This is a genomic window from Pseudomonas citri, assembly GCF_025336485.1.
Taxonomy (GTDB): domain Bacteria; phylum Pseudomonadota; class Gammaproteobacteria; order Pseudomonadales; family Pseudomonadaceae; genus Aquipseudomonas; species Aquipseudomonas citri.
The window spans coordinates 1-8,101 of the sequence record NZ_JAODAB010000050.1 but is presented as its reverse complement, the minus strand read 5'-3'; the positions used below and the strand labels follow the sequence as shown (position 1 = coordinate 8,101).

Below are 8,101 nucleotides of genomic sequence, written 5' to 3'. Positions count from 1 at the left end.
TGATGGCCTCCGAAAACAAAACACCCTGCGAAAGCGTAGCCCTCGCAGGGTGTGGGGGTGACCATCTCATTAAGCCGACGCAAGGCGTCGGCTTTTTCATGCAAAAAACATCACTTTTTGTAGACGATTTCCTTCGCGCCACCCTCACAGGTGCCAACGACTTTTCCGTCAGCCGCTGCGCCCTTATCGACGATTTCCAGCGAATAACCTGATACGCCCTTGGCATCCAGCTTCGCGGCGATTTCGCTTTTCAGCTCTTCGCAAGGCTTGCCAGCGGCGAACGCGCCACCGGCCAGGCTCAGCAAACCCAGGGCCACCATCAACTTCTTCATCACTCGCACTCCTTGGTCGGATCAAAACAGGGCAGGGATCGGAAAGATCTGAGCGCATACCATAGCGCATCGCCACTCCTGTGGCACTGCGCCAGCGTACAAGTTCACCGTCTTCAGCTATTGGCGATCCGGAAACCGACTTTAATGGTTACCTGAAAGTGCGCGGCCCGGCCGTTTGCGATGTGTCCACGGGTTTCCGTGACTTCGAACCATTCCAGGTGCTTGAGGCTTTTGCTGGCTTCGGCCAGGGCATTGTTGATGGCGTCTTCGATGCTGGTGGGGGAGGAGCCGACCAGCTCGACTTTCTTGTAGGTGTGATGATCACTCATGCCGTTCTCCTTGGACTGTCATAGCTGCGTTGTCTTCGCTGCATTGCCATAAAGAGCCTAGCAGCGATTTTTTTTCACCTTGCGTGTGGCGCCATCCATACGGCGAAGTTCAGATTTACTGCACTTTCCCAAACGGTCGGAGTCCCAACTTTCACACGCACTCAACCACTGCAGGAGAGAGCCACTATGGCCAGCCATTCGTTACGTAAAGCCTCGTTGCAAAGCATGGAAGCGGAGATCGAGAGTCTGCTCAAATCCTTGGAAAGCCTGAAGGACGATGCTTCGGACGAGTCGCGCAAGACCCTGAAGTCTCTCAAGGCCAACGCCGAAAATGCGTTGAAACATTCCCGGCATCTGCTCAGCGACGCCTATGAAGAGGTCAAGGTCAGAACCCGGGAAACCGGGATCGCCACCCGCGACTACGCACAGGAGCATCCCTGGACCACCGCCGGTGTCGCGGTGGGGGCCATCGGGTTGCTGGCCGCTTACCTGCTGTGCAAGCGCGGGGACTGAGTCGGTTGGCCCAGCTCATGCCGGAGCCATTGGGCCAGTTGCCGGGCGCGCCCATCGGCGGCGCGCTTGGGTAGCCACAACGCCAGTCGCGCCGGGGTTTCGTCGAAGCCCCATGGCGCGACGAGGCGCCCGGCGCGCACGTCCTCGGCCACCAGCGGCTCGGGGGCGATGGCCACGCCCAACCCCGCCACGGCGGCCTCCAGCAAATAATAGAGATGCTCGAAACCCTGGCCGAACTTCAACGCCTGGGGTTCGAGGTCGTTTTGCCGTGCCCATGTCGGCCAGGCCTGGGGCCGGGAGGTGGTGTGCAGCAACGGCTCGTCCAGCAGCGCACGGGCCGGTGCGCCTTGCAGGCGGGCGAAACCGGCATAGCGTGGACTCAACACAGGGCCGATCCGCTCGCCCACCAGTTCGTACACCTGCATGTCGGCCGGCCAGGGCGGCTCGGCGAACACCAGCAAGGCGTCCAGGCCCGGGCGCCGTGGGTCCAGGTCGCCTTCGCCGGCGGACAGGTGCAGGCGCAAGTCCGGCAGGTCGGCATGGAGCCGGCCCAGGCGGGGGATGAACCAGCGCGCCAGCAGGCTTCCCGAGCAGCCCAGCACGAACGGAGCGTCGGCCGTGCTTTGCGTCAGCTCACCACAGACGGCGCGCAGGCGCTCGAAGGCGTCGGTGCAGCCATCGCGCAGGCGCAGGCCGGCATCTGTGAGTTTCAGGCCACGACCGTCCTTGACGAACAGGCTCAGGCCCAGGTGTTCCTCCAGTACCTTCAACTGCCGGCTGACGGCGCCATGGGTGACATGCAGCTGTTCAGCCGCCTGGCTTACGCTGTTCAGCCGGGCCGTGGCCTCGAAGGCGCGCAGGGCGTTGAGCGGGGGAAGGTCGTGGCGCATGGTATCTGTGAGTTTTCCTGACAGGTTGCGGCGATCTTATCGGTTTTCAGCGGCGGATGTCAGGGGTAGAGTGAAGCTCATTGTCCTTCTACGCATTCGCCTGGAGCGCCCCGATGACCCAGTCCACGACCCCCTTCAACCTGCGCAGCGGTCCTGACGCCAACGGCCTGTTCGGTGCGTTCGGTGGCCGCTATGTGGCCGAAACCCTGATGCCACTGATCCTTGACCTGGCCCGTGAATACGAGGCGGCCAAGGAAGATCCGGCGTTTCTCGAAGAACTGGCCTACTTCCAGCGTGACTATGTCGGACGCCCGAGCCCGCTTTACTTCGCCGAGCGCCTGACCGAGTACTGCGGCGGCGCCAAGATCTACCTCAAGCGCGAAGAGCTGAACCACACCGGCGCGCACAAGATCAACAATTGCATCGGCCAGATCCTGCTGGCGCGGCGCATGGGCAAGAAACGCATCATCGCCGAGACCGGTGCCGGCATGCACGGCGTCGCCACGGCCACTGTGGCGGCCCGTTTCGGCCTGGATTGCGTAATCTACATGGGCACCACCGACATCGAGCGCCAACAGGCCAACGTGTTCCGCATGAAACTGCTGGGCGCCGAAGTCATCCCGGTGGTCGCCGGCACCGGCACCCTGAAAGACGCCATGAACGAAGCCCTGCGCGACTGGGTAACCAACGTCGACAACACGTTCTACCTGATCGGCACCGTGGCCGGCCCGCACCCGTACCCGGCGATGGTGCGCGACTTCCAGGCCGTGATCGGCAAGGAAACCCGCGAACAACTGCAAGCCCAGGAAGGTCGCCTGCCCGACAGCCTGGTGGCGTGCATCGGCGGTGGCTCCAACGCCATGGGCCTGTTCCACCCGTTCCTGGATGACAAGAGCGTCGAGATCATCGGCGTCGAAGCCGCCGGCTACGGTATCGAGACCGGCAAGCACGCGGCGAGCCTGAACGGCGGCGTGCCGGGTGTGTTGCATGGCAACCGTACCTTCCTGTTGCAGGACGAAGATGGCCAGATCATCGACGCCCATTCGATTTCCGCTGGCCTGGATTACCCCGGTATCGGCCCGGAACACGCCTGGTTGCACGACATCGGTCGTGTCCAATACACCTCGATCACCGACGCCGAGGCCCTGGAAGCGTTCCACAAGTGCTGCCGCCTGGAAGGGATCATTCCCGCCCTGGAAAGCTCCCACGCCCTGGCCGAAGTGTTCAAGCGCGCACCGAACCTGCCCAAGGATCACCTGATGGTGGTCAACCTGTCCGGCCGTGGCGACAAAGACATGCAAACCGTGATGCACCACATGGAACAATCCCAGCAGGAGAAACACTGATGAGCCGCCTGCAAACCCGTTTTGCCGAACTCAAGGAACAGAACCGCGCGGCCCTGGTGACTTTCGTCACCGCTGGCGACCCGGACTACGACACCTCGCTGGCGATCCTCAAGGGCCTGCCCGCAGCCGGTGCCGACGTGATCGAGTTGGGTATGCCGTTCACCGATCCGATGGCCGACGGCCCGGCGATCCAGTTGGCGAACATCCGTGCGTTGGGCGGCCAGCAAAACCTGGCGAAAACCCTGCAAATGGTCCGCGAGTTCCGTAAGGACAATATCGCGACGCCACTGGTGCTCATGGGCTACTTCAACCCGATCCATCGCTACGGCGTGCAGCGTTTCATTGGCGAGGCGCTGGACGCGGGTGTCGATGGCCTTATCGTCGTGGACATGCCGCCCGAGCACAACAGCGAACTCTGCGAACCGGCCCAGGCCGCCGGCCTGGACTTCATCCGCCTGACCACGCCGACCACTGACGACGTGCGCCTGCCTACCGTGCTCAACGGCAGTTCCGGCTTTGTGTACTACGTATCGGTGGCAGGTGTGACCGGCGCCGGCGCCGCGACGTTGGAGCACGTGGAAGAAGCCGTGGCCCGCCTGCGTCGGCACACCGATTTGCCGATCAGCATCGGTTTCGGCATCCGCACCCCGGAGCAAGCCGCCGCCATCGCCCGGTTGGCCGACGGCGTGGTGGTCGGCTCGGCGCTGATCGACCACATCGCCAGCGCCAATACCCCGCAACAAGCCATCGACGGGGTGTTGAGCTTGTGTGCCGCCCTGGCTGAAGGTGTGCGCAAAGCGCGGGTCAGCTGAGCACTCTAGTTAGCAGTTGGAAACACAAAAGGGGTTTGGAACCATGTTTCGAACCCCTTTTTTGTGGCTAACGCGGATCGACGTTATCCAACGCCCGGTTCGCTAGCAGCGCGCTCAGTTCTATCAATTGCTGGACGCCGAGGGCGATGTGGCGGCGGGGCCCTTCCAGATCGAAAGCCAGGTGGCTGATCATCGCGTCGGCGGACGCCAGGGTTTCGCTGAGGTTGGCTAGCAGGGATTCGTTATCGGCGTTTTTTGCGACGGTGAATAGCTGGTCTGGCTGGAGTGTGTCTTCGGCCTGCGTCTGTTTTGGCAACAGGTAGAAATCCAGCGCGCGCTTTTCTGCTTCGTCTTGTTTCTTCGTTTTGGATTTAGTGGTCGCCGAGATGCGATCTGCTTCGGGGGGATTCGGTGTAATTTTGAACATGGTGCAGCTCCTTTCGTAAGAGGAACCATCACCGTCTGCCGCCAAGCAGATGGGGTGACGGATTACACAAGGTTGGCGGACCGGAACGAAAGGAACCCGGCATCCCCGAAGGGATCCTTGCGCAACCCGCCATAACATAGGAGAGCCAATGCCAGAGACATCGCAATCATATTGAGGGGCTGTTGCGCCTTTCGCGTACCGGGCCGCCAAGCCCGACCACTGATGGGCAGTGGCAGGGAAACGATAGAACCCACCGGCAAGGCGCACAAGCGGGCGGATTCTGGCGTAGTTGTAGGCAAAGGTGCAAGGTTGCGTGGCCTGTCGGACGATGGGTAGCGGGAGAATAAACAAGGCATTCGCAAGGCCCTGGGTTCGTGGCGAGGGAGCTTGCTCCCGCTCGGCTGGTCCGACGCCTCGGGCGCAGCCGTCGTAAATCGTCTGATGCAGTTTTTCTGAAGGGATGCGCTAGCCCTCTGTAGGCCTCTAGAGACGGTACAAAATATTGTAGAACGAAGCTTCATCGTCCTTTATCAAGGACAGATCCTGACCTGTTGGTAGGTTCTCGAACAGCGCTTTATTGACTGACATTCGACGTGTGATTATGGCTTCCAACAGCCTGCCGAACAGCGCTGGGTCATTAACGTATTTCTTCAGTTTCAAAATTTCGCGAGGCTTGTCATTTAGAACGTGGAAGGAATAGTTCATCAAGATAATGTTGGAAACAAACAGGTTTTCCGTGGACTGAAACGGATTGGTCGTGTCGACCAATGCGATGAATACCCGCTTTCTGTCGTTCTCATAAGCGTGCAAAAAAACATCGGGGTACATGAGTTCGCTGAAGCGATCATTGACGACGAAACGGTGGCGTGCGCTGTCGGGCGTTGTGAGTAAATTGATGACGTCCATTTGGTAGTGTTTCAACGTTCTTAAAAGCTCGTGTTCTTTTCTGTCGTCAGCCTTGATCGCTTTATAGGCTCGGTCGATAACATCCAGAAAAGCCACAGGTCCCAACGCGTCAGTCGTCATCATCAACCGATGACCTTCGACACTGAACCGCCGATACACTTCGTCATCAATGCTCAATTCGAATAGGAGGAACCTGAGCACGTAATTCCTGAGTTGTGCATCTGCATCGAGAGCGCTGTTCTTCAAGCTGATCAGTTGAATCAGATAGAAGAAAATAAAATAGTCTTTGTTGGTGCGTTGACGGTTGTCGATTTCAAGAAGATAGCCAAAACGTGACAGGACTAGAAGAAGGGCGTAGCAGTCTCCTTCTGTGAAACCGCTTTTGGCCATGGCTTTTTCAAAAGTGCCTACAGAAAACAGATCATGCCAGCGACTCACGCTGAAGGGGGAGCCATTGTGTTTTTTGGCAACAACACGGAGCAGTGATGGCTCATCTTCTTTATAAAATACAGCGCCCAGCGCCTTTGGATACGGTCGCGCGTTCAGGAAATGTTCAAGCTTGTATGAGAGCAGGTCGAATATATCCATTTTTCGTCCAGGCATGAAATTTTATGGTTCACGTTATTTGCTAATCCAAGAAGAGAAATCAGATATGTAAATTTCATCAAGGGCCAGCGTGGGTGGTATGTCTCCAATACTATCGGCTATTTCGTCGTAAGGGGCGGGTAAGACGTAACAGAGACCGAAGTCGTCATCGAGTATGACAACGCCATTGAAGATGCGCTGACGCTCTGTAAGCTTTTTTATTTGACCGAAAGTCATTCCCGCAGAAAGCGTGTTTCTGTAAAGTCCTTTGTATTGACTGTTGCAGCCTATAGAAAATATCGTTCCATCAGGTAAGGTTGAGATAGTGAGCGTACTGTCCACTATATATGCGGTTCTGGTCTCGCCGTCAGGTAGGTTGTAGTTCTTTATTTTGATCTCATGATTTGCATAAAGATCATTGATATAGGTTGAGATGTTGCCTTGCAACAAAATATTTGCAATTGAGTGCTTGGATTGTATGTCGGCTGCAAAATCAATCATCAAATTCCACCGTTCATCAGCATTCCGTCTACGTAAACCGGCGAGTCCTTGATCAGGTCGTAATTTTTGAACTCGCCATGTCCAATCCTTCCGAATACAACATCTTCCCCAGATTTCGATTTATATACTTTCCAGTAATCATTCCCATGAATGTTGGGCTGGGTAGGGCTGCCGCCTGGATGGTAGTCAAGCTTGTAGGTGGCTCCTGATTTTGTAGTCCGCACATACTGGATATGCTGGATTGCATCGGGTCTGCCGGCTTGTGGATAGGTCTTGGTCCAGCCTCGCGATGTCAGATATCCGTCTACGTCCGTCGGTTTTTTCCCTGTCAGCTTTCCGACCCATCGTTTGGTTATCGTATTTTTTCGGGCAAAACCTTTTGCCGGGGTACAGCTTAGTCCCAGTGGGTCGGCATACCCGGCGGGATTGGGCGCATAAGCGTAGAAATTGATTCCCCCCGCCAACCCAATCGGATCCGGCGTAGTAAACCGCCCCACATCCGGATCATAAAACCTGAACGTATTGAAATGCAGCCCCGTCTCCCGATCCAGGTACTGCCCCTGGAATCGCAGGTTCTGCTCTTCGATGTAGTACGCCTCGCGCACTTCTTCCAGCGTGTTGCCCCACACTCGATACGTCGCCTGCCAGACGTGGTGGCCGTCGGCTTCGGTGAGTTGTTCCGGCAGGCCGTTGAGGTCGTTATGGTAGTAGCGGATTTTTTGTAGTGGGCCGCTGCCGTCGACGCGGGCGAGGGGTTCGTAGCCGTTGTCTTCGTAGAGATAGAGGCTGGTTTGCTGGTGGCGATGTTCCTGTAGCAGGCGCAGGCCGTCCCAGGTGAAGCGGGTTTCGCCCAGCGGGTAACCATTGTTGTCGTGTTCGGTTTTGGCGATGCGTCGGCCCAGCGGGTCGTAGGTCATGCGGACCACGCTGCCGTTGTCGTTGCGCACTTCGATCAAGCGGCTTTCGGCGTCGTAGGCGAAGCGTTGCAGGCCGCGCTTGGTGCTGCGTTTTTCGATCATCCGGCCGAAGGCGTCGTAGCGGTAGCGCTTGTCCTGGTAGGTCAGCAGTTTGTTGTGCCCGACTCGTCCGGCGCCGGTTTGGGGACCGTCCAGCAGGTTGGCGGCGGCGTCGTAGGCGAAGGTTTCGCGCTGGCCGTGCAGGCTGTCCTGGCTGGCAATGATGTGACCGGTGGCGTCGTAGTGCAGCAACTGGCGAGTTTGCGCGGCGGGTTGCTGGTCAAGTTTGCCGATGAGGTGGTCGGCGGGGTCGTACTCGAAGTGTTTTTGCACCGCCGCCGGCAGCAGCGAGGGTTGGTTGCTGTGGCGGCGTTGCCGTGCGCGCAGGCGGCCGCTGCGGTCGTATTCGCTGCGGGTGCTGATCTGGCCTTGGGTGCGCAGCACTTCGCGGTGCAGGCGGTCGCGTTCGAAGTCGCTGATGACCTGGCCGTCGAGGTTGATCTG

General features: G+C 58.3%; 10 protein-coding genes. 3 read left to right on the top strand and 7 right to left on the bottom strand.

Features of this window, described 5'->3' with window-relative positions:
- Positions 1–110 precede the first annotated feature (110 nt).
- Positions 111–332 (bottom strand): DUF1161 domain-containing protein, encoded by a 222-nt coding sequence (locus tag N4Q37_RS27545; RefSeq protein WP_003177208.1) that lies wholly within the window; start codon positions 330–332, stop codon positions 111–113.
- A 113-nt stretch (positions 333–445) separates the two neighbouring features.
- Positions 446–661 (bottom strand): dodecin, encoded by a 216-nt coding sequence (locus N4Q37_RS27540; RefSeq protein WP_014335909.1) that lies wholly within the window; start codon positions 659–661, stop codon positions 446–448.
- A 186-nt stretch (positions 662–847) separates the two neighbouring features.
- On the opposite strand from N4Q37_RS27540, the gene N4Q37_RS27535 reads away from it, so the two are divergent.
- Positions 848–1,174, top strand: coding sequence for a DUF883 family protein (locus tag N4Q37_RS27535; protein ID WP_260963342.1), 327 nt, complete (start codon positions 848–850; stop codon positions 1,172–1,174).
- On the opposite strand, the gene N4Q37_RS27530 is transcribed toward N4Q37_RS27535, so the two are convergent.
- Positions 1,147–2,064, bottom strand: coding sequence for a LysR family transcriptional regulator (locus N4Q37_RS27530; protein ID WP_260963341.1), 918 nt, complete (start codon positions 2,062–2,064; stop codon positions 1,147–1,149). The two genes, N4Q37_RS27535 and N4Q37_RS27530, sit on opposite strands and share 28 nt — an antisense overlap.
- 113 nt (positions 2,065–2,177) lie before the next feature.
- Between N4Q37_RS27530 and trpB the strand changes: the two genes are divergently transcribed.
- On the top strand, positions 2,178–3,410 hold the full coding sequence (gene trpB, locus N4Q37_RS27525; protein ID WP_260963340.1) for a tryptophan synthase subunit beta: 1,233 nt from the start codon (positions 2,178–2,180) through the stop codon (positions 3,408–3,410).
- Positions 3,410–4,222 (top strand): tryptophan synthase subunit alpha, encoded by an 813-nt coding sequence (gene trpA / locus N4Q37_RS27520; protein ID WP_260963339.1) that lies wholly within the window; start codon positions 3,410–3,412, stop codon positions 4,220–4,222. Before trpB ends, trpA begins: the two co-directional genes overlap by 1 nt.
- Positions 4,223–4,289: 67 nt before the next feature.
- Here the strand turns inward: trpA and N4Q37_RS27515 are convergent, their stop codons facing one another.
- The 4 genes from N4Q37_RS27515 to N4Q37_RS27500 form a co-directional block, all read right to left on the bottom strand.
- Positions 4,290–4,649: a DUF6124 family protein gene (locus N4Q37_RS27515; RefSeq protein ID WP_260963338.1), complete on the bottom strand. Its 360-nt coding sequence runs from the start codon at positions 4,647–4,649 to the stop codon at positions 4,290–4,292.
- 483 nt (positions 4,650–5,132) lie between these two features.
- Complete coding sequence (locus N4Q37_RS27510) at positions 5,133–6,143, bottom strand: hypothetical protein (protein ID WP_260963337.1); 1,011 nt, start codon at positions 6,141–6,143, stop codon at positions 5,133–5,135.
- 33 nt (positions 6,144–6,176) lie between these two features.
- Positions 6,177–6,641: a hypothetical protein gene (locus tag N4Q37_RS27505; RefSeq protein WP_260963336.1), complete on the bottom strand. Its 465-nt coding sequence runs from the start codon at positions 6,639–6,641 to the stop codon at positions 6,177–6,179.
- On the bottom strand, positions 6,641–8,101 hold a 1,461-nt coding region (locus tag N4Q37_RS27500; RefSeq protein ID WP_260963335.1), incomplete at its 5' end, for an RHS repeat-associated core domain-containing protein. The genes N4Q37_RS27505 and N4Q37_RS27500, both read right to left, overlap by 1 nt.